This window comes from Altererythrobacter sp. Root672 (assembly GCF_001427865.1).
Lineage (GTDB): Bacteria > Pseudomonadota > Alphaproteobacteria > Sphingomonadales > Sphingomonadaceae > Croceibacterium_A.
This window is the reverse complement of record NZ_LMHH01000001.1, coordinates 1,292,322-1,313,775: the sequence shown is the minus strand read 5'-3', so window position 1 is coordinate 1,313,775 and position 21,454 is coordinate 1,292,322. Positions and strand designations below refer to the sequence as shown.

Below are 21,454 nucleotides of genomic sequence, written 5' to 3'. Positions count from 1 at the left end.
TCAGCCGCAGGCGTGCACATGATCAGCCTGCGATAATCTCCATATGGAGGCGCTGACGTTGCATTACAACGCATCGGGTCGGGTAGCCGACCAGGCAAGCGCCTTTGACCCTCTCACGCACCATTCGTCAGACCACGCTCAATTAGTACTTGCCCTATCCTTAGCGGAAGGCGGCGACACCGTGATGTTCCATTTGTTCGATATCGGGCAAATGGGATCGCGAATAGCAGGCCGCTGTCGGACGTGGGCGACCCGAAAACCGCCGGACCGCTTTCCACCCATTGCAGTCATTCCGAACTCTTTGACGGGTACCTTTAAGCAGACGGTCCGCTTTGCGGCTATTTGCTGGCTGTCGTGATGACCGAATTGGGTGGAAAGCGGACATTGGATCGCATTGCAGGCTACGGCGTAACTGGCTCATCGTCGCCAAGCCCCGATCGTCCGTGTCGCAACGCCTGTTCAATTGCGGCTACGGCGTAACTGGCTCATCGTCGCCAAGCCCCGATCGTCCGTGTCGCAACGCCTGTTCAATTGCGAGCCCTATCTGCAATCGAAGATAATCGGCTCGGTGCACCTCGGTCGCGGCAAGGCCGTTGCCAACGATTTTCTCGATGGTGTGGTGCTTCCAGTCGCGGAAAGTCCAATGCGTCATTGTGGCATTCTCGCGGGAACGGCCAACCTTCGCAAAGGGTCGTTAGCGGACTGTCCGCAAACGGTTCGATCAATCTCGCAATTTTCGCAGTGTTAAATGTCTGCAATGGGTCAGAAGCGGACAATAACCACGTTGCGATGACTGCCGATTATCCTCTTTTTCCCGGAGAGTTCTGCTTGCGATCGCAACGGATCATTTTGCCGGCCATCGGCTAGTGGCCTTGGCGGACCTTGGGCCGCGTGCCATACTGCAACTTATGATGCGCTCGATCTGGCTGGGGTCATTGATCTGCCTGACTGCAGCTTGCTCGCCCGACGGTGAGGATAGCATTGCAAAGGTGCTAACGAGGGATGAAGCGAGCACAGATGCCGTGCCGAGCTCGGTCAACTGTTCCATAATGCCAGCTGATTTTCGTTCATTCCATGAGGTTTCAAACAGCCGTCCAGCTGCTCCCGGTAGCGACTTGACGAACGTCATCAAGATTCGGGCAGATCGGTCAATCACTTGGAACGGTACCGACGTGTCCAAATCACTCCTGGAGGCTAACCTCAGCGTGGTGCCCCAGTTTTACCCTGTACCTCTCACGACCCTGAACTTCGACGCGGGCACGCCGTGCATCGCGATCAACGAGGTTCGAGAGTTGATGAGAAGTCACCTGGAATGCGGCAACGAGGCAGTGTGTTTGCAAGGCGACGGTCGGATCTAGCGTCCGCTTCCTACCCATCGCAGTCAAAAGCGGAAGGCTCGTAAGCCAAAAGCTGACCGACGGGCTTCATCGTAGCAACGACCCAATTTCCCAACCGGGATTCAGGTTGAGCGGTCATTTGACTCGATCTGGAACTACACACTTTCCACCTCCCGCGTCCGGGTGTTTCCCAATTGCAGCGCGTGTTTCTTAGGCGGACTGTTCCGCTGCAACGAAAACAAGGAGGGTCCAAAGTGCGCGCCATCGCCCTTTTCATCGCCCTCGCTGCCCTGCCTGCAGCGGCCCAAGCGCAAGTCACCCAATCGACCGGGCAACTTGAGGTAAGAATGCTCGTGAACGCCTCGTGCGATATTTCGGGTTCCACGGCTGGGGGCCTTGGAAACGCGGTGCTCGATTTCGGAACGGCAACCCTGCTGCAGCAGGCCATCAATGCCGACACCGGCTCAAGCGGCACCCAGGCGCTGAGGGTCCTGTGCAATCCCGGCGTGCAGTATACGCTGACATTCGACGCCGGGCAGAACGCCACCCAAATCGCCAATCGGGCGATGAAGCGGGAAGGCGGTTCAGAGGTCGTGGGTTACCAGCTCTACACGACGGCGGCGCGCAACACGGTACTCGCAAATCTCTCCGGCACGGGCACCGGCACTCAGCAATATGTCGTCGTTTACGGCCGGGTACCGGTCCAGACCGCTCCGCCACCGGGGAACTACAAGGACGTCGTGACAATCACGGTCGCTTTCTGAACAGGGAGGCCTGAATGCGAAAAGCCGCGATCCTGGCAGCGGCGGCTGCCGTCTTGATGCCGCTGACCGCGAGTTCCCAGGCAGCGCTGCGCGTCCAGCCTTTGTTAGTGGATGTGAGTTCACCCTCGGCGGCTTCTTCGCTGACGCTGCAAAACAACGGGTCCGAAGAGCTTTCGCTACAGTTGCGGGTGTTCGAATGGTCGCAAGTCGATGGTCACGATCAGCTCGTGCCGACCAACGACGTCGTGGCCAGTCCTCCTGTCGCGCGAATACCGGCGGGCTCCAACTTCACGATCCGGGTGGCGCGGACGGCCGGGGCTGCAGCAGCCGGAACCGAGAAGAGCTATCGCCTCTGGGTCGATGAGTTGCCGCCACCGTCAGAGGTGCGCGACGAAGGCGGCAAAGTCGAGGTGCGGCTGCGGTTCGACTTGCCGATCTTCTTTCACGACACCAATAGCGCCCCTCAGGTCAGCTGGACCGCACGGCGTGTCGGGTCCGAGATCGTGCTCACCGGCACCAACGCGAGTTCGCGTCACGCACGGATCGAGGGGCTCAAGCTGCAGGGTTCGAGCGCGAGCGTTTCGTTCGGCGAGGGGCTGAACGGATACGTGCTCGGCAATTCAACCCGGAGCTGGAGCGCGCCGACCCCGAGTCCGGACTTGTTCGCCGGAGGAGGTGCAACCGTCGTGAGCGGAGCCGGCGGCAGTGAAACCCGCCAGACCGTCACGCTCGCCAACTAGGCGCAGGAGTTCTTTGCAGAGAATTCTGGTTGCGTCCCTCGTCATCGCTGTGTCCTGCAATCAAGCCCGCGCTCAGGCCGATACGCCGGTGGGACAGTACCCGCTAGTCCTCGAAGTCTACCTCAACGGACGATTCTCCCCCCAGCTGTGGGAGTTCGTCCTGCTCCCCGATGGGAGGATCGCGATCACGCCAGAGAAGCTGCAAAGGCTCGGCTTCGACCTGGAGGCGCTGGGAGTCTCCACCGAGCAAACGCTGGTCGTACTTGGTGAACTGCCCGGCGTCAGGTTCCGCTACATCGAGAACCAGCAGTCGATCGAGATCGAAGCGGTCGACGAAGACATGGTTCCGGTTCAGCTCGATGCAGCGTCCGCCCCGGTTCCAATCGACCCAGACAAAGTCGAGCAGAACCTTGGCGTCATGCTGAACTACAGCTTCTTCGGCGACTTCACCAAGGGTGGGGCGGACATCTCGACCCAGTACGAATTGCGGCTACTGAGCCCGTTCGGTGTGCTCACGAGCACAGGGTTTGGAATCCTCGCTTCAAGCGGCCTTACGCCCACGGGACATGTCCGGCTCGAGACCTACTGGCGCTACGTCGATGCCCGGAGCGCGATTGCGTTCTCGGCCGGAGACGTGATCGCCGCTGGGGGCGAGTTGGGTAATCTCTACCGCCTCGGCGGGCTCCAGGTGCAACGCGACTTCGGGAGCCGGCCGGACCTCGTGACGCATGCCTTGCCGATCCTCAGTGGAACCGCGGCCGTGCCCTCGACCGTCGATCTCTACATCAACGGGATGCGATATTTCACCGGCCAGACGGGTCGCGGGCCGTTCGAATTCCGCTCGCTCCCCAACGTCGGCGGAGGGGCGACGGCGACGGTGGTGCTGACCGATGCGACCGGGCGCGAAACCCGCATCCAACAGCCAATCTTCTTTGCACCCAGCCTGCTGCCCCGCGGCATGCTCGATTTCTCGGTCGAGGCGGGTTTTCCGCGCTTCGCCTTCGGCGTCCGGTCGCTCGATTACCTCAAGGAGCCCGCCGCCTCGGGATCGATACGCTATGGTTTGACCGACTGGCTGACGGTCAGGGCCCATGCCGAAGGGATGAAGGAATTCGGCAACGGCAGCGCCGGGGCGACCTTCCGCATCGGCGGCATCGGTACGATTAGCGGCGAGTTCGCGGCCAGCACTTATCGCGGCAACGTGAGCACCCGCTATTCCATCGAGGTTGAAGGGCACATTGGGGGTGTCAATTTCTACGCGGGGAGGGAACGCACCCAGCGCAACTATCAGGACGTGGTCCGCGAGACCGACCGTCTGGCGCGCCTCGGACGGGCCAATCAACCCGATCCGGACATTCCTGTCCCTTCGGGCGGCTCGGCGGGATCACCGTTGTTGGTGGCCTTCTCCAGCAAGGTCGATCGCGCGGGGGCTAGCTTCAGCCTGTTCGATACCGGGGTCAGCCTCAACTATACTCGCCTGCGGCTGTCGAACGATGACGCCAAGATCGCCAGCGCCTCGCTTTCGCGGACGCTGTTCGGGCGGGTTTCGATCTGGGCCAACGGGTTCAAGGACCTGGGCGAACGGGATGACTACGGGGCGTTCGTCGGCCTGAGCCTTGCGCTCGGGAAGCGCATCACGGCTTCGAGCAGCTATTCGAAGACCAACCACAGCGAACTGGTGTCGGCCAGGGTGTGGCGTGATCCCGAAGGAACCGTGGGATCATGGGGATGGTCGCTGGCCGCGACCGAGCCTCTTGGCGGCGATCTGCAGAGCCACCGCTCAGCAACGGTTCGCTACCACGCGGGCTTCGCCACGCTCGAAGGCGGTCTCCAGCAGGACGGAGGCGACCTGCGGGCCACGGCCTATGTCGAAGGGTCGATCGTCGGCATGGGCGGCGGCGTGTTCCTCTCGCCGCGCATCGACGACAGCTTCGCGGTTGTCACCGGCGCCGGCGCGGATACGCCGGTGCTGTCGAACACCCGCCTCGCCACGCAGACCGACAGTTCGGGACGCGCGCTGGTGCCATTCCTGTCCTCGTTCCAGGAAAACCTTGTCTCCATCGATCCTATCAACCTGCCGGTCGACCTGCGGCCCGCCCGCACCGAAGCCGTCGTCATACCAGGCGACCGGGCCGGCGTGGTCATCGACTACGGCGTGGAGAAGCTCGCGGCGGCAATCGTGATCCTGGTCGACAGCGCCGGAGAGGTGCTGCCAGTGGGCTCGGTCGTCACCCTTGAGGGATCGAGCGAACCTGCCGTCGTCGGGTTCGACGGACGCGCCTATCTGACCGGCCTTGCTCCACACAACAGCGTTCAGGTGCAACGCCCGGATGCACCTGACTGTGCCGCCAGCTTCGATTTCACGCCCGTCGAGGGCGAACAGATACTGATCGGACCCCTGACATGTCGCTGACCTTGCCCCAAGTCCGACTGCTGTTGACGGCACTTCTCGCGGTTCTCGCCCTAGGGTTCGTGGTCGCACCGCAACCGGCCCAGGCCAACACCAGTTGCAACGTCACTCAGCCGAACATGGACTTCGGCAGCGCCCTCACCACCACGGTTTCCATCCAGTATAGCTGTACCAACTTCGACCCGAGCTCGATTAGCTTCACCCTGTGCCTACGCGTGGGAACGCCGAGCTTCCCCGGAACCGTCGCACAGCCCAAGCTGCAGAGCGGGGCGGACGCGCTCAACTACAACCTCTACACCGACGCCGCGGCTACCCAGGTGTGGACGACGACCAACTTCCTGACCCGGGCCGTCACCATTCCTGCCAATCAGACGTCCACCGGCTCGTTCCTGATCTACGGCAAGATACCGGCGGGCCAGGTCGTGCCGGTGGGCACCTACCAGGGGCAGATGTTCAACACGCGCCTCGGCTTCAAGCCGACTGGCGTGCAGTCTTGCGAAGCCAACCTCAATCCCGGTCTCCAAGGGGTAGAGTTCACTCTCAACGTGAAGGCCACGGTCGCGGCTTCGTGCACGCTCGGGACGATCGGCCTGATCGACTTCGGTGCGCAATCGGGCCTGTTCAAGCGAGCCGACGCCGCCGGCTCGGTGCAGCTCACCTGCCCGGTCAGCCGCGCCTGGACGCTCAGCTTCGATGGCGGCCGCAATTCCGCCAACAGCACCCGGCGAATGCGCGACACGCTCGGCAACTATGTCCCCTACCGCCTCTATCGCGATGCGAACCGGAGCAACCTGATTGCGATCAACGGCACGATCGGAGGCACAGGCACTGGGAGCGTCCAGACGACGCCGATCTACGGCCGCGTCGAACCCGATCCACCACCGACCCCAGGACAGTATCAGGATTTCATCGTGGTCACGCTGAGCTTCTAAATGCCAAACAGCGTGTCTTGCTGCTGGATGCTTTTGTGAGGCGGTCCAGAATGACGGAGTTGGGCGCCTAGCCGAGCGCCTGGAACTGGCCGGTTGCGGACGGTCCGCTTCTAGCCCCGCGCCGTTTCGTTGAGGTCTGCAATGGGTGGAAAGCGGTCATTGCCCCGTTTTAAGGTGGGCACACCAAGAAAATGCCCACATCAATAGTTCCTAATCTGAGTATCCGTAATAAATTGGACCTCAATCGGGAATCCTTCCTTAGTAGCCCTCCCCAAAACACACCTAATAGCCGTCGCGTTAGGCTGGTTTATCTTGATGATATAATAGGTTTCTCTATGCGGTTGCTGAGCTAGTCTTATAGTGAACTGCCGCGCGCCGCAATCGCTGAGCAATTGTCCACCGTTATATTCAATATCTTTGTATTGCCCCACTTCATCCACTCGGTACCATCGATCGGTGATCGCCAAGTATGGATGAGCATCGTCAGATACAGGGATCAAAACTCGACTCAAAACCGCAGCAAGCGCGCTCGTTGCCGCGCCCGCCGCGAACCAGGACAGATTGGCCCGCCTCAAATACCCCTCCAACTTTTTTATGAGGGAAATGGACTGACAGAGGACCTCAACGTCCGCAATGGGTCGTTAGCCGACGGTCCCCAATCGTTGAGCGATGATTTCCGGGATTTGCGCTCCGAATGGCCGACATCGGTGGGAAGCGGACCCTCGGGTCAGGAGAAATTGGGAAGTGTGCCCGCGAAGCAGACCAGAGCTGCTACCAAGTGCAGCGATCCCGCCACCGCGGCTGGAATGTAGGTCTTCCGAACGAAGCCCCAGGCAACCAGTCCACCATAAACTGGAAACTGCAGTAGCGCGACACTGACCGACAGAACTCCAATGCTACCCTCGAGAAGAGTCAGCAGCATCGATGTAGGAAACAAGGCCCGCGCCGCCACGTAATGGCCGTGCCCAGCGCCACTTGAAATCACCGCTGCAAAAATCGCGGGAATGGCCAGCAGCAGTCCCACCGCAGAGCCTGACATAACCGCCCCCAGGGCAGGTTTCAGCCTTTGACCGCTGCTGTCCTCGACCAGCATTCAATCCCCTGCGTGCCGCCCTTCATATTGGACCCGACGTTATGGCCCGGACCCAATGTCCGCAATGGGTCGTTTGGAGACGGTCCGCATTGGAGCGAGTGCCCGATTTCGCTTCTTTGAATTTGATATCGCCGTGCCCGCACGGCCGACTTAATTTGGACAGTCGTCGCTGAAGCAGACTGCTGCGTCGACGGTGAGGTTGGGCGACGGATCCCAATTCAGGGTAAAGTCGGGGCCCTCAAGCAGATACTTCAGGGCCGCCGAACCGCCCGGATCGTTCGTCGGCACCGCCCCGATGGCAAAGATCGCGCCGACGAAGGTCATGTCGTAGTTCGAGGACAGGTTAAGGGTCCCGCGCTGGATGTCGTAGGCGCCGGGCGCCTCGCCGGCGTCGCGCACCAGGCCGCCGGTGAACGTGTCGCCCGCAACCAACTGGCCGGAGGAGACCAGATAGGTCAGCGGCGGGTCGACCTGGGAGAATGCCTTGCCCGTGCCGTTGGCGGTCACCGTCAGCAGTCGGCGCTGGATGTCGGCCGTATCGGTTGCCACGCTCACGGTGTAGTTGCCGGCGTCGGTACCGCTCAGGGTCACGCCCGATGCGGTCACGGTCTTGCCGATGCCGGCGTTCTTGTCGGCGAAGGCATAGGTGCCGGCAGCGCTAACCGTTTCGCCGGCCACCGCGCCAGTCAGCGCAATGGCCCCGGTTGCGGCGGTGGTGCCGTCATAGGTTTTGTCGTTGGCGGTCAGGACGCCAGTCAGCGCGGCACGCTGGATGTCGGCCGTGTCGATCGCCACGCTCACCGTGTAGTTGCCGGCGTCGGTGCCGCTCAGGGCCACGCCCGATGCGGTCACCGTCTTGCCGATGCCGGCGTTCTTGTCGGCGAAGGTGTAGGTCCCCGCAGCGCCGACGGTGTCGCCGGTTACCACGCCGGTCAGCGCGATGGTCCCGGTCGTGGCGGTGGTGCCGTCGTAGGTTTTGTCGTTGGCGGTCAGCGCACCGGTCAGCGCGGCACGCTGGATGTCGGCCGTGTCGGTCGCCACGCTCACTGTGTAGTTGGCGGCGTCGGTGCCGCTCAGGGTCACGCCCGATGCGGTCACCGTCTTACCGGTGCCCGCGTTCTTGTCGGCGAAGGCATAGTTGCCGGCAGCGTTGACCGCGTCGCCCGCCACCACGCCGTTCAGCGCGATGGTTCCGGTCGCGGCGGTGGTGCCGTCGTAGGTCCGGTCGTTGGCGGTGAGAAGGCCGGTCAGCGCGGCACGCTGGATGTCGGCCGTGTCGGTCGCCACGCTCACTGTGTAGTTGCCGGCGTCGGTGCCGCTAAGGGTCACGCCTGATGCGGTCACGGTCTTGCCGGAGCCGGCGTTCTTGTCGGCGAAGGTGTAGGTCCCGGCAGCGCTGACCGCGTCGCCCGCCACCACGCCGGTCAGCGCGATGCTCCCTGTCGCGGCGGTGGTGCCGTTGTAGGTCCGGTCGTTGGCGGTCAGCGCCCCGGTCAGCGCCTTGGGATCGATCTGCAACGTGCCGGTCCCGAAGCCGAAGGCGTAATTGAGGGCGGACGCGAGGCTGCCCACGTTGGCGTTAAGAGTGTAGGTCCCGGCGTTCCTGCCAGACCCGGTCACGACCGGTGCTCCCGACCAGGCGTCGACGGCGAGGTCGCCATTGACCAAGCCCGTGATCGTGGCCGTCGATCCGGCATGCACTGCGCCGTCGTAGGTCACGGTCAGGCCGTTCGGGGTCACCGTCAGGATAGGCGTGTAGGCGTGGACGAAGCGATTGCCGGCGCCCGGCGTCGCGCCGAAAGTCCCAGTCGAGAAGTCGTACGCCGTCCCGTAATAGCTCTTGCCCGCCAGACCGCCGAAAGTGTCGCCGGCGGTCGAGCCGGCCGGGTCACCCGCCGCCTGGGTGTAGACCAGCCAGCGGCCGGCCGGAGTTGTCACTGCATCGGCGCCGCGCCCGTTGGTGAACAGCCCATCAGAGGCCAGTATGACCGCGTCGCCGGCGCCGTTGGCCCGCACTGTGCCGGTGGCGGCGAAGGTCATGCCACCGTGCGACTGGACCCTCAGGGTTCCGGTGCTCAGCACGGTTCCCGTAACGCTCAGCGCCGTGGCATTGTTGAACAGCAGGAGGCCGCCGGTGTTGGTGAAGTTGCCGAGTTGCGCGACCTGGTTGTCGCCGCCGAAGCTGGCCCCGCCAATGGCGCTGCCAGTCAGCGTCTGGGCGGCAATGACACCCGAGGTCTGGGTGATGGATCCTGTCGTCGAGGTCAGCGACGCGGTTCGGTTCGCGCTGTAATTCCCGGTCAGGGTCAGCGCGGCCGAACCCGCCAGCGTCAAGTCGCGGGTCGAGGACGCCGAGGCGAGGCTCGCGCTCGGGCCGCCGGTGACCGTGACGTCGCCCGCTGCCGCGCCGGTTCCCTGGGTCTGTGCCGTGCCGACGGCGACCGAGCCCGTGGTCGAGCGGGCCAGGACGTGAGCATCGTCGGTGGCGCCGACACCGGTCGAACGGAGTGTCGCACCGGAGGCTGAGACATTGCCGCTGGTCGCGGTGATCTCGACGTCGTCACCGGCGATAGCCTGGGTGGTGACGGTCGCTCCGCCAGTCGTGCCGGTGACGAAGAGGTCACGGGCGGCAGAGCCGTTCGCGAGGCTGGCGGTTACGCCGGTGACCTGCACATCGCGGCTGGAGTCGAGGGTGCCCGCGGTCGCTGTCGTTGCGGCGCTGATCGTGATGTCGCCCGCGGCCACGCCGGTCCCCTGGGTCAGCAGGGTGTTGCTGGCGTTTACCGCGCCGGTTGTCGACCTGAGCAGAATATGGGCATCGTCGACCGCTCCGACGCCGGTGGATTTGAGATAAGCTCCGCCGGCCGAGACGTCGCCGTCCGCAGTGATCTCGATATCATCGCCCGCGAAGATCCGGTTGGTTACGAACGCGCTGGTCGTACCCGTCACGAACACGTCGCGCACGGCGTCGACGGTGCTCATGAACACCTGCGGGGCGCTCAAGGTGAGATCGCGCCCCGAATTGCCGAGGGTAAGCGATGCCGACCCGTTGCTCGAGATGTGGATGTCCCCGGTGCCCGTGGTGGTGGCGGATCCGACGGAAGTGTTGTTGTTCGAGAAGACGGTCACTCCCGTCGCCCCGGTGATCTGAGTGACCGTTGCGCCCGGACCGCCCGCAGTCACCACGGCCGCGCCACCGGTCGCGATCATTTCGCTAATGGTGATCGAACCGCTGGTGGTGCTTACCTCCGCGGTATTGCCCTCCACGATAGAGACGTTGAGGGCGCCAGACGACGCGCTCAATACGACGTCCCCGCTGCTGTTGATCGAGGCGGTGGTGGCGGACGAAATGGTCGTGATCCGGATCAACGCATCGGTGGCCGCGCGCAGGTTGGCGAGCGGGTCGGCCGAGCCGACGAAGCTCAAGTCATTGAGCGAAGACCCGCGGCTGAACAGGAATCCGCCGGCGGTCATCGTCGCGCCAGGGGAGATGATCACGCCCTGCGGTGAATAGAACCAGACGTTGCCGGCGGTCGCGGCGCCCACCGTGCCGGTTACGATCGCACCGCTATCTACGGTGATCTGGCTCGTCGTCTTGTTGAGGACGATGTCGCTGGCGGCATCGAAGATGAAGTTCATCGCATCGCCACTGCTCAGGTGGAGGTCGGTCCAGTTGATCACCGTGCGCGGGGCGTTGAGCTCGATCTGGAGGGTGATGGCGTCGGGAAAGGTGATGAGCGGCTGAGATCCGCCGCTCGAAACCGTGATGTTGGCCGCACTCGGGATGCCCGGCAGCGTCCCCGCCAGGCTAGGCTGGGGGAGCATTGCCGCGCCGCACAGGGCCGAGCTCATCAGCAGGCGGGACAGGCGGGCCGAGGGTTTGGCGGCGGGGTGGGAAATCATGCGGATCTGAGACTGTGTCATGGAAGGCTCCGGAGATTTCAGGCGGCTAGAAGACCAGGGCGGACAGCGAGACGAGAAGACGCGCGGGCGGCTCGTCGCCTACGCCAAAGGGGCTGTCGAATGGCTCGGCGTAGGCGACGTCGATCGCCACGCTCGGGGTAAGCTGGGCGCGAATTCCGAATCCGGCCGAAGCCAGGTTGAGCTTGCCCGCACCGAAACCGAGATTTGTCAGTTCGGCTGCGTCGTAGAAGACGTAGGGCCGCCAGGCGGAACGGCCGCCCTGGAGGGGCAGGGGTACGGTGCTGAGTTCGATCGTCGCCGCGAGGGCGCGGTCCCCAGAGGCGACAGAAGGATCGTAGCCTCGTCCGATCGAGAGGTTGCCGACACCATGCTCCTCGTAGGAGAGGAGCGGATCGTCAGTGTACTGCCAGGTGGCGGCGATCTTGCCAAGGATCGGCCCGGCCAGGCGGGCGCCAACCTCGCCTTCGGCGCGAAACACCGTGGCGTCCGGCTTGGCGAGGTAGCGAGAGGCCTGCGGATCGCCGAAGCTGCTGGCGCCGAGGCCGCGGATACCTTGCCGCACTTCGAGCGATCCCGTCATCGCGAACGAGTGATCGGCCAGGCTGGCGGGCGCGTAGTGGCCGTCGAGGCGCGCGAAGAATACGCGCAAGTGATCGTCCGTCAGCGTGGCCAGGCCTCCACCGAAGTCCACGGACTGGTCGATCAGGTCGAAGCCGACCCCGACATTGAGGTTACGGCGGCCGTGGCGGATCAGCGGATAAGTGAAGCGGACGCTGCCGGCGAAGGATTCACCTTCCAGTTCCAGCGGCCTCAGCGTGTCTCCTGGACGGGTCCAGGACCAAGCGCCCGACAAGTCGGCCGCGAGCCCGTTGCCACCGATGAAGAACCGCTCCACCACCTGCAGCACGCGCTGTTCGTCAGCGGCGAGAGTCCCGTAGGCGATCACCGATGTGCGCTCACCCAGCGAGGTGAAGCTGTTGAGATCCACCCGCGCCAGGTTGAGATCACGACCCACGGTCTTCGAACCGTAGTTCTGGGTCATCACAGAGCCGTCGAGAGAGTCCCGGGCAATGGCGATATCGAGATCCAGTGCGCCGTCACCGGCCGCCGAAGGCTTGAGCACCGATTGAATGGTCACACCCGGTACGTCCGACGCCAGCAGCAGGTAGCGCTGGGCAACGTCGAGGTCGAACGGCGCCAGGCCGCGCAAGTGGTTGAGGAAGCGCTCGACCTGCTTTTGGCTCGGGCCTGCGTCGCCGTGATAGTTGACCGCTTCGATCCGCGCTTCGACCACCGTCAGGGTCAACCGCCCTTCGGTGATCTGCTGCTCAGGGATGACCACGCTGGCGAGCACGCCTTTGCGGAGATACAAAGCTGCCGCCCGATCACGGATGTCGCAGACGACACTGAGCGGCATTTCCTGGCCGATGAACTCGGCATAAGTCGAGGCGAGGGCTTCGTCCGACAAGGCCAGGTCGCCGGCAGTCGCGCCGCGGAACTCCACCGCGCTAAGCTTGACCTTCAACGGGCTGTCGCGAAAGGCGCAGGGCGCGGCTTCGATGCCCTTGAACAGATCGCGGCGCGGTGCGGCCGGTATCGGCGCAGCCCTGGCCGGATCGAGTTCCTGGCGTGAAGGTAACGCGACTTGCCCGGCCGCCGGGGCCGCTGCCAACCACGCGATCGCCAAAGTGCTCGAAAAAATCGCGCCGCGAATGGCGCGATGACGCCCAATAAAATCCCCCACGCACACCCCCGAGCGCCCAAACCTGGCGCGGCCTAGTTCACTACCTCGGCAGGATCAAGTGACCCGCGGCCTGTACTCCGCGCCTGCTCTCAGTGGAACTCGCGCCAGTTCATGGAACTACCAGCGCAAATGGCACTTAACCTGAACCAAAAGCCTTCAAATCAAAGTGAACGGGAGCTTTCCGTCACGGGGTGGCGTCATTTGAATGGCGTGAATGGGCGCAAGTCGGACTGGCGGCTCTTGGCCGCGATAGCTGCGCCTAATCGATCTTTAGAAAAGCTACCCACATGGCCGTTGACACCAGCTCTCAACCAAATTAGTTGAGAAAGGCAAGGGGTCTGATCTCGCTCCTGTTTTTCAAAGAGATCCGCGGCTTTTGACCGGGAAGCAGCTTGCTCCGCGTCACCAACGGCTAAAGCGCGCGATGCCCAGGCGACCTCGCTCGGCATCGTGTTCCCTCCTAACGGGGTGATACGATGCGCATACACACGAAAACCTAGCACCAGGCGTTTGGGACCTGCTTTCCGCGTGTTCGGAAGGCGTGGTCCGCCCATGCCCCTTGCCAATCACTGGCCTGTGACCGCCTCAAGCGGATCGGCAGGGCAGGGGGCTCCATAGCGCCGCGCGTCGCCTCTCGAGAGCGCCGTCGACACCTTCACTCCTCATAACGAAGAGGGCGTACCCGCACGCCCCGGGGATATCATGAACAAACGACTTTCAAGCGTGCTGGCTATTGCCGGTTTCGCCGCCGCGACGGCTGGTTTCTCAACCCAGAGCCAGGCCCATCACTCGTTCTCATCGGAGTTCGATCGGAGACAGCCGGTCGAAGTCCAAGGGACTGTCACCAGCGCTCGGATCGTCAATCCGCACGGCTGGCTCTATCTCGACGTTCGCAACGTGGACGGGACGAAGACCAACTGGGGATTCGAGTTCGGAACGCCGATCGTACTCAAGGCCAAGGGCATCAAGCGCGAGGACGTGCGCCCGGGCACCGTGGTGCGCATCTCCGGCTATCGGTCAAAGAACACGGGCCCCTTCGGCTATGCCCAGGCGGTAGAGCTGGGTGACGGCCGCACGATTGCAGTGGGCAGCGCTCCCGATGCGCCGACCGCGCAGGCGAGGCGCTAACATGGCCCAACTTCACTCAACGGTCCTGAGCCGCGGCCTAAAGGCAGCCGTCCTCGCTCTGTCATTGGTGATCGGGCATTCGGCGAGCGCGCAAGTGTCGGCCGACATTCCCCGCCAGGCCAATGGCAAGCCCGACTTGTCGGGCATCTGGCAGATACTCGGCGAGGCCGACTACGATCTCGAGCCCCATGCCGGTCGGCGCGACGCGCCACCGGGGCCGGGCGTCGTCGAAGGTGGGACAATCCCCTACCGCGCCGATGCTCTCGAGCAGCGGAAGGAGAACTTCGAACAGCGTGCCGAGGACGATCCGGCCAAGAAGTGCTGGTCACTCGGCGTACCTCGGAGTGTCTACTACCCGGCGCCCTTCCAGATTTTCCAGCGCGAGCGTGACCTTACGCTGATTCACCAGCTGGGCCACCAGGTCCGCACGATCCACACCAACGGGACCCTTCATCCGGTCGAACTGGATGCGGGCCTGTGGCTCGGGGATTCCCGCGGCAAATGGGAAGGCGACACGCTGGTGGTCGATGTGAACGGTTTCGCGGGTGAGACTTGGCTCGATCGGTCAGGGAACTTCCATAGCGAGTCCCTGCACGTCGTCGAAAAGTGGACGCTCATCGACGCCAACACGATCTCCTACACCGCGACGATGGACGATCCCGAGGTCTTCACGGCCCCCTGGACAATCGATGTTCTCCTGCATCGCCGGCGCGACAAGAACTTCCAGGTGATCGAGGACTACTGCTTCACGCTCCCCTACGATCAATACTATCCGCACAAGGACGGTGCCCAATGAACCGCACGGCCAAGCTGCCGCTCGTCGCCGCGTTAGCCTTGACGGTCGCGGCCCCGCTCCAGGCGCAGACGGGTGCTACTACTCCGCCGCCCGAGCAAACCATGCAGAGCCGATGGGGAGGCAAGGTCCCCCTCATCCAGTCCGCAGAATGGACTGGCAAGCGATTGCCAGACGGCCAGCCCGACGTCGAGGGGCACTGGTCGAACACCATCGCCAACCACAACAACTTCACCGATCCGCAAGCCGGCGCACCGGGGGAGCCCTCGCGCCAGGCGAGCCTTCCGCGTGAGCAGCGCGCGCCGAGCCGGGTCACCGATCCGGCTGACGGGCAGATCCCCTATCTGCCCGAAGCCCGCGCTCTGCAGCAGGATTTCGAACGCCACTTCGCCGACCCGACCGAGCAGAAGTATATTGAGCCGCTGGCGCGGTGTGCGCCGGGCGGGGTGCCGAAGTCTTTCTATTGGCACGGGTACGAGATCCGCCAGTTCCCCGGTTACGTGGTGATCCTGTTCAATTCGGGCACGCGGGTCATCTACCTCGACGACAAGCCGCACCTGCCTTCCGACATCAAGCTGTGGAACGGGGATTCCCGCGGTCACTGGGAAGGCAACACGCTGGTCGTCGATGTGCAGAACAACAACGGAAAGGCCCTGTTCGGGCGCAGCGGCGACTTCATGAGCGAGAACGCTACGGTCCAGGAGCGCTTCATCTTCGACAGCGATGGTTCGCGCTACAACTACGTCGCGACCTTTACCGATCCGACGGTCTATTCGCGGCCTTGGACCGCCACCATTCCGGCGCGCCGCTACACCGAAGCGGACGCGACCGACGGCTGGCACTACGAAGCGTTTGCGGCCAACCGGCCGGGACAGCCGCTTCTCAACGAATATCTCGAACGCGTTTGCGTCGAGAACAACGGCCCGTTTGGCGGCGGGGCGGTTGGCGTACCGATCACGGGGCCAATTATCAGCCGATGACATCACCGCTCGCGGGGCGACGACGCCAGCGAGAGGCTTCCTAGCAAGCTGTTTGGGATCGGCTCGCGAGCGCTGAGCTCGAGGGTCTTTGGGACAGCGAATCCGCAGGCCTGACTGCACCGCTTTGCGCGGAGGGCGGAGCCTGTCCAAAAAATGAGGGACGGAAATAATGAGACTTACCAACATCAAGTTCGGCGTTGCGCTGGGCGCGCTTGCCTTTGCCTCGGCCGCGTTTGCGCAGACCGAAGCGCAAGGCGACGAAACCGCCGAGAGCGCTGAGACAACAACAGAAGGCAACGAAATCGTCGTCGTCGGCAACCGGCGCGCCACGCCCGCGCTCGAGAGCGCCAGCCTGATCGACGTGTTTTCGCAAGACGAACTCGACAGGGGTGGCGCGGTCACGCTGCAGCAAAGCCTGTTCCGCCTGTCGCCCTCGATCAACTTTCCGCAAGGCGCGGCCGCTCGCGTTGGCGGTGGCGCCACGCGCTCGCTCTCGCTGCGGGGGCAGAACCCCGATCTGACGCTCTTGCTGGTGAACGGCAAGCGACGCCACGGCTCCGTGTCGACCGGCGGAACCTTCCCCTACGGCGGCGCTGGCTATTCCGACGTGAACACCATTCCGGTGGCCGCCGTGTCCCAGGTCGAGGTGCTGCTGGATGGCGCATCGGCACAGTACGGCTCCGACGCGATTGCCGGCGTGGTCAACTTGACCTTGCGCGAGGATGACGGCGGCGGTGCGATCACGACCACGCTCGGCACTTACAAGGAAGGCGATGGGGAGACCGGTGCGGTCAGCGGTTGGGTCGGTACCGGCCTGGGCAATGGCGGTTTCCTCAATATCAGCGCCGACTATTCGCGGCGCGGTTCCACCGATCGAAGCGGACCTGACATTCGGCCCCGCTACTTCCGCATCGCAGCCGATGGCAGCCCCTTGCCCGCCAACAGCACCCAGGGTGTTGCGGACCCGCGCGAACCCTATGGCCGCGATCAGGTGGGGCAGTGGGGCAACGCGGCGATCGAACACGCCGCGATCCTCGTCAATGCTGGCTTGCCCCTGTCGGACAGCGTCGAAGCTTATGCCTGGGTGAACTACGCCAACACCGATACACGCAGCTGGGTGAACCCTCAGGTTCCGTCTTCGCCTTCGAACGTGCGTGCGATTTTCCCGGACGGCTTCCAGGTGATCGGCGAATACTACGATGACAACTACTCGGGCGTCGCCGGCCTGCGCTATGACACGGGTGATGCTGGCGAGTTCGACCTGTCGCTGGTCTACGGGCGCCATGAACGCGACACCCACAACTTCAACCTGGTCTCGCCCAGCTACGGCTTAGCCAGCAAGACTGATCTCTATTCGGGGCAGGTGGTCGCCGACCAGCTGATCGCCAGCCTCGACTATGATCGTGACCTCGACGTCTCCTGGCTTGCCCGACCGCTGGCCATTCAGGCAGGCGTGTCCTTCCGGCGCGAGCAATGGTGGGTCAACAAGACCGGCGAGGAACAGTCCTGGAACCATGGCGGCCAGCCGATCCTGGACGGGCCCACTGCCGGTGACCCGGCTGGTTGGGGCGGAACAGAGCAGGGCATCGCACCCTGGGACGTCACCGCGGGCGACCGTGAAGTCTACAGTGCTTATATCGGCGCGGATTTCCACATCACCGACAAGCTGCTGATCGACGTGACCGCGCGAGGCGAGCAGTATTCCGACTTCGGTTGGACGACGACCGGCAAGATCTCGGCGCGCTATGACTTCTCGCCAGCCTTCGCGCTGCGCGGCACGGTCAGCAACGGCTACCATGCGCCTACGGTGGGCCAGCTCGCCTACCAGAGCAGCGGTTATGCCGGCACCTGGAACCACAGCGGCGTCGTGCCGGCGCCGAACCGCACACGTCAGGTGCAGCCCGACAGCTCGGTGGCCGCCGCTCTCGGCGGTGGACCGCTCGAGCCGGAAAAGGCGGTCAACATTTCCGCCGGCTTCGTCTGGCGTCCCGCCTCTAACGCTTCGCTTACGGTCGATCTTTACCAGATCGAAGTCGACAACCGCATCGTGACGACCCAGGCCCTCACGGGGCCGATCGTCGAAGCGGCGACAAGGGCCGCGGGTATCCCGGAATACAAGAGCATCACGTTCTTCGTGAACGGCCTCGATACTCGAACGCGCGGGGTGGACATCCTGGCGAGCTACGAGGCGGATCTCGGAAGTGCGGGACAACTGGACCTGTCGGCCGGGTTTAGCCGCTACGACACCAAGGTCTTGTGGGTCCGTCCGAACGAGGTGACTTCGATCGACCTGTTCCAGCGCAACGTCATTCTCAATCCGGAATTGGGTACGCCGGAATACAAGGTGGTGTTGGGAGCGAACTGGCGCCTGGGGGATTTCTCAGCTTCGCTCAACCAGCTGTTCTACGGCAAGTATACCTACGTCCACCCGACCAACCCGGCCTTCGACGAGGAGTACGGCGAGAAGGGATATACGAACCTCGAGGTCAGCTACGACGTCACACCAGATGCGCGTGTCACCGTGGGTGCCAACAACCTGTTCGACACCTATCCGGCACAGTTCATCCCGCAGAACCAGGTGAATGGGATCAATCGATATTCCTTCATCCATCCTGAGGGCGCGAACGGCGCCTACTATTACCTGCGAGTGGGTGTGAACTTCTGATCCAGGACGCTGCGACGGCCAGGCCTCACGGCCTGGCTGTCCTTCTTGGGACCACCGACGAAATCGATGGAGAAGCGACAATGAACGCAACCCGGCGCCATTTTCTCAGAGCCGCGGGCGCGGCCACGGCAGTCGCCTATTCCGCCAGGTGGGCACCCGCGCTGGCTGCCGAGGCCTATCCCGTCCTTGTCGATTGGCACAGCCACTATGTCTCGGATGCCGAGCTCAAGTTCCTCGCCGCGCGGAACGCCGCTCCGCGCCTGATCCGCGGCGATGACGGCGTCGCCAGCATCGACAACCTGCCCACGGCCTCAGGAGCAGGTCTGGCCTTCACCGGCGTGGCTCGTTCCAATGTAGAAGCTCGGCTTCGGCAAATGGACGCCAATGGTGTAAAGCGGCAGTTGTTGTCGCAGACAATTCCGTTGGGCTTAGACGCGACTTTGGCGATCGAGGATCAACGCACACTTTATCGAGCCTACAACGACGAATTGGCGCAAGTCCTGCAGCGCCATCCTGGCCGGTTTCTGGCGGTGGCGGCTTTGCCGTCGGCCGATCCTCAGTGGGCGGCGGACGAACTCCGCCGAGCGCAACGCGAGCTGGGCTTCATCGGTGGATCATTGCCGCTCAATGCCTTCATTTCGCTGAAGTCTGCGCGGACGCTGGCCCCTCTTTTCGCTGAGGCGCAGAAGCTCGGGAGCCATTTCCTCATCCACCGGGGTCCGGCGAGCGCATTGCTGCCCGATCAGCCACCGATCATCATCCCCGAAGACACGGCCTTCGCCCGCTGGGGTCTCATAAACGGTTTGCACCTAACCTCGGGTGGCATCACTCTGGGGCTCACCGACTTTCTTGATCCCTATCCCGATGTGAGCGTCGAAATCGTGATGCTTGCCGGCTACTTGCCGCACCTGCTGGACAGCTGGATCGACGCGGGGCGCGAGAATGGCATTGCCGATCCGCTCGCACGCCTGCGGCGCCTTTATCTCGATACCGGACCGTATAGCCGGAATGGCGAGTGGGTCGCGCAAGCGGTTCGCAAGCTTGGCGCCGATCGGATCCTGTTTGGCACCGACTATGGCGTGGGCGGGGGTGAGAGGGGGAACATCGCACCGTCAATCTCCACCTTGAACAGCGCGCTGACCCCGCAGGAACGGCGGCGGATCTACGTGGAGAACAGTCGCGAGCTGCTTAAGGCACGAGGCATCGAAGCTTAGTCACCCCCAACGCGCGCGCAGGAGAGCCACCTCCTGCGCGCCCATGGCCGTCGCCAGAAGCGCCTCAGAACATCGGGCGCCCGCAGTTGTAGGCCGGAACGGCTCCCTTCCCGGAACCATAGATGCCGTAATAGCGGAGGTCGTCCTGGGCGAGGAAGTTGAGGTATTCCTCGATATTCGGATAGCCATCCCCGTCGAGGTCGGCATTGGCGTCCCAGACGTTGGGGTTGGTGTTCTTGTACTTCTGTTCCCATTCGTCAGGCATGCCATCGTTGTCGCGGTCGGGCTTTGCCGTTCCGGTGGAAGTCAGCTTTGCAAATCCGCCCGACGCTGCGACGGTCGATGTCCAGTTGCTCTGGAACAGGTAGGGGCTCTTGTCGCAAGTTCGCAGGTCGTCGATGTAGTAGGCGTCGACGTTGTCTCGGCAGGAACCGTCACGGCACCTCTCCGCGCCGGCAAAGGCCATCACATCGAGCATGGCCTGCATCGGGGTGCCGATCATCCAGGACTCAGACTGTAGCGCGCCGACGCCTGGCGCGGTGGCGACGGTCGTGCTCTGCACCACGTTCAACCCGCTGATGGAGCAGTTCTGCAGCCCCGCTGCGGTCAGACCGCAGACGGAAGCAGGTGTCGCAGTCGAGTGGAAGCCGGCGGCGTTCCGGTGCGGGTCCGTGATGGTCTGTCCGAACTGGCCGGCCACGCGCGTGCGCGGTGTCACGTTGTCCTTCATGTAGATATTGAAGCCGTACTTATTTCGAGCGGCTGCAGAGTAGAGGGCCGCGAGGTAATTTCCGTCCGACGCATTATAGCGTGGTCCTCGGAAATAGACGTTGCCGATATAGTTGGCAAAAGGGCTGCCGAACTGGTTCGAGATCAGGCCGCCTTCTGCGATAAAATCATACAAGACGTTGTTGAAGATATCGGCTTGGGCAAACCCTCCGACCTTCTCCGGATATGTGCCCGGAGCAATATTGATCCCTCGCTGTTCGCCATGTTGGCTGAGGTTATAGGCAAGGGTGACGTTGCCAGCTGGCTTGAGGAAAAACGTCTTGCAGTGGAGCGCGGCCGAATGCCCAGAGCTGCGGCAGATGTTTGGCCCGATGATCGACCATTGCACCGTGCAGTTGAAGCAATCGGCCTCAAGGCTTTCGTCCGTCCCGAACATGGTCGAGACGTGGTCGAGGATCTGATAGTTCGTCGCATTGAGGCGGATGGAATCGCCATTGTCGGACTTGCGGGTAGGGTGCTCTCCCAACCGAGTTCGGACGTGCCGCAGGATCATGTTGTCGCCGCCGCGCCTGGTGTCGATCAGGGAGTCGACCGGTGTGTAGTTCGCGCCGAGCCGGAACTCGATTCCTCCTGGTGACGTCTGGCCTGCGATATAGATCTTTGGCGTGGTGATCTGCGCCTGCTTTTGGAGGATGATCGCCCCCGAGACATCGAAGACGCAGTAACGCGGCCGCCCGGCAGCGATCGCGTACGGCGTCGTGACTGCCAGGGCGAGGGCGCACTCGCGATAGGTGATCTTACCGTCTGCGGGGCTTGCAGTGTCTTCCAGCGAGTTGATCTTGTAGACCACCGCATTGCTCGCTCGCACGCTGGTGGTACGCCCGAAGCCGATGGCCGTCGGGAATGCGATCGGATGCTTCGCCCGATCGGGTATCGCGCCGTCGTCCGGATTTGTGAACGCACTCACGTTCCCGGTAGGGGTCACGGCTACTGCAGCGGTG

At 63.3% G+C, this 21,454-nt stretch carries 15 protein-coding genes; 9 read left to right on the top strand and 6 right to left on the bottom strand.

Annotated elements, in window-relative coordinates; genetic code table 11:
- Positions 1-469 precede the first annotated feature (469 nt).
- Entirely contained in the window at positions 470-652 is a 183-nt protein-coding gene (locus tag ASD76_RS06255; protein WP_055919985.1) for a hypothetical protein, read from the bottom strand.
- A gap of 939 nt (positions 653-1,591) precedes the next feature.
- Here ASD76_RS06255 and ASD76_RS06245 point away from each other — a divergent pair.
- From ASD76_RS06245 to ASD76_RS06230, 4 genes are read left to right on the top strand one after another with little or no spacing between them, the layout of a single operon-like run.
- Entirely contained in the window at positions 1,592-2,101 is a 510-nt protein-coding gene (locus ASD76_RS06245; protein WP_055919979.1) for a spore coat U domain-containing protein, read from the top strand.
- A gap of 14 nt (positions 2,102-2,115) precedes the next feature.
- Positions 2,116-2,841, top strand: coding sequence for a molecular chaperone (locus tag ASD76_RS06240; RefSeq protein ID WP_055919976.1), 726 nt, complete (start codon positions 2,116-2,118; stop codon positions 2,839-2,841).
- A gap of 49 nt (positions 2,842-2,890) precedes the next feature.
- Positions 2,891-5,254 (top strand): fimbria/pilus outer membrane usher protein, encoded by a 2,364-nt coding sequence (locus ASD76_RS06235; protein WP_055919974.1) that lies wholly within the window; start codon positions 2,891-2,893, stop codon positions 5,252-5,254.
- On the top strand, positions 5,245-6,183 hold the full coding sequence (locus tag ASD76_RS06230; RefSeq protein ID WP_055919971.1) for a spore coat U domain-containing protein: 939 nt from the start codon (positions 5,245-5,247) through the stop codon (positions 6,181-6,183). The genes ASD76_RS06235 and ASD76_RS06230 overlap by 10 nt, the downstream gene beginning before the upstream one ends.
- Positions 6,184-6,910: 727 nt before the next feature.
- Here ASD76_RS06230 and ASD76_RS06225 read toward each other — a convergent pair.
- From ASD76_RS06225 to ASD76_RS18160, 4 genes are all read right to left on the bottom strand, one after another.
- Entirely contained in the window at positions 6,911-7,276 is a 366-nt protein-coding gene (locus ASD76_RS06225; RefSeq protein WP_055919968.1) for a hypothetical protein, read from the bottom strand.
- Positions 7,277-7,426: 150 nt separating this feature from the next.
- The gene (locus ASD76_RS06220; protein ID WP_156457564.1) at positions 7,427-11,200 is read right to left on the bottom strand and encodes a beta strand repeat-containing protein; all 3,774 of its coding nucleotides are present in this window, start codon (positions 11,198-11,200) and stop codon (positions 7,427-7,429) included.
- 25 nt (positions 11,201-11,225) lie between these two features.
- On the bottom strand, positions 11,226-12,944 hold the full coding sequence (locus ASD76_RS06215) for a ShlB/FhaC/HecB family hemolysin secretion/activation protein (protein ID WP_082553633.1): 1,719 nt from the start codon (positions 12,942-12,944) through the stop codon (positions 11,226-11,228).
- A 197-nt stretch (positions 12,945-13,141) separates the two neighbouring features.
- Complete coding sequence (locus tag ASD76_RS18160; protein WP_156457563.1) at positions 13,142-13,393, bottom strand: hypothetical protein; 252 nt, start codon at positions 13,391-13,393, stop codon at positions 13,142-13,144.
- 253 nt (positions 13,394-13,646) lie between these two features.
- Between ASD76_RS18160 and ASD76_RS06210 the strand changes: the two genes are divergently transcribed.
- The 5 genes from ASD76_RS06210 to ASD76_RS06190 all read left to right on the top strand — a co-directional run bounded on the left by ASD76_RS06210 (position 13,647) and on the right by ASD76_RS06190 (position 19,724).
- The gene (locus ASD76_RS06210; RefSeq protein WP_055919959.1) at positions 13,647-14,072 is read left to right on the top strand and encodes a DUF6152 family protein; all 426 of its coding nucleotides are present in this window, start codon (positions 13,647-13,649) and stop codon (positions 14,070-14,072) included.
- A gap of 1 nt (position 14,073) precedes the next feature.
- On the top strand, positions 14,074-14,868 hold the full coding sequence (locus ASD76_RS06205; protein WP_055919952.1) for a hypothetical protein: 795 nt from the start codon (positions 14,074-14,076) through the stop codon (positions 14,866-14,868).
- The gene (locus ASD76_RS06200; RefSeq protein ID WP_055919949.1) at positions 14,865-15,845 is read left to right on the top strand and encodes a hypothetical protein; all 981 of its coding nucleotides are present in this window, start codon (positions 14,865-14,867) and stop codon (positions 15,843-15,845) included. The genes ASD76_RS06205 and ASD76_RS06200 overlap by 4 nt, the downstream gene beginning before the upstream one ends.
- 169 nt (positions 15,846-16,014) lie before the next feature.
- Complete coding sequence (locus ASD76_RS06195; RefSeq protein WP_055919947.1) at positions 16,015-18,510, top strand: TonB-dependent receptor plug domain-containing protein; 2,496 nt, start codon at positions 16,015-16,017, stop codon at positions 18,508-18,510.
- 80 nt (positions 18,511-18,590) lie between these two features.
- Positions 18,591-19,724, top strand: a complete 1,134-nt coding sequence (locus ASD76_RS06190; protein WP_055919944.1) for an amidohydrolase family protein — start codon at positions 18,591-18,593, stop codon at positions 19,722-19,724.
- 64 nt (positions 19,725-19,788) lie between these two features.
- Here ASD76_RS06190 and ASD76_RS06185 read toward each other — a convergent pair whose 3' ends face one another.
- Entirely contained in the window at positions 19,789-21,420 is a 1,632-nt protein-coding gene (locus tag ASD76_RS06185) for a hypothetical protein (protein ID WP_055919941.1), read from the bottom strand.
- Positions 21,421-21,454: the final 34 nt, after the last annotated feature.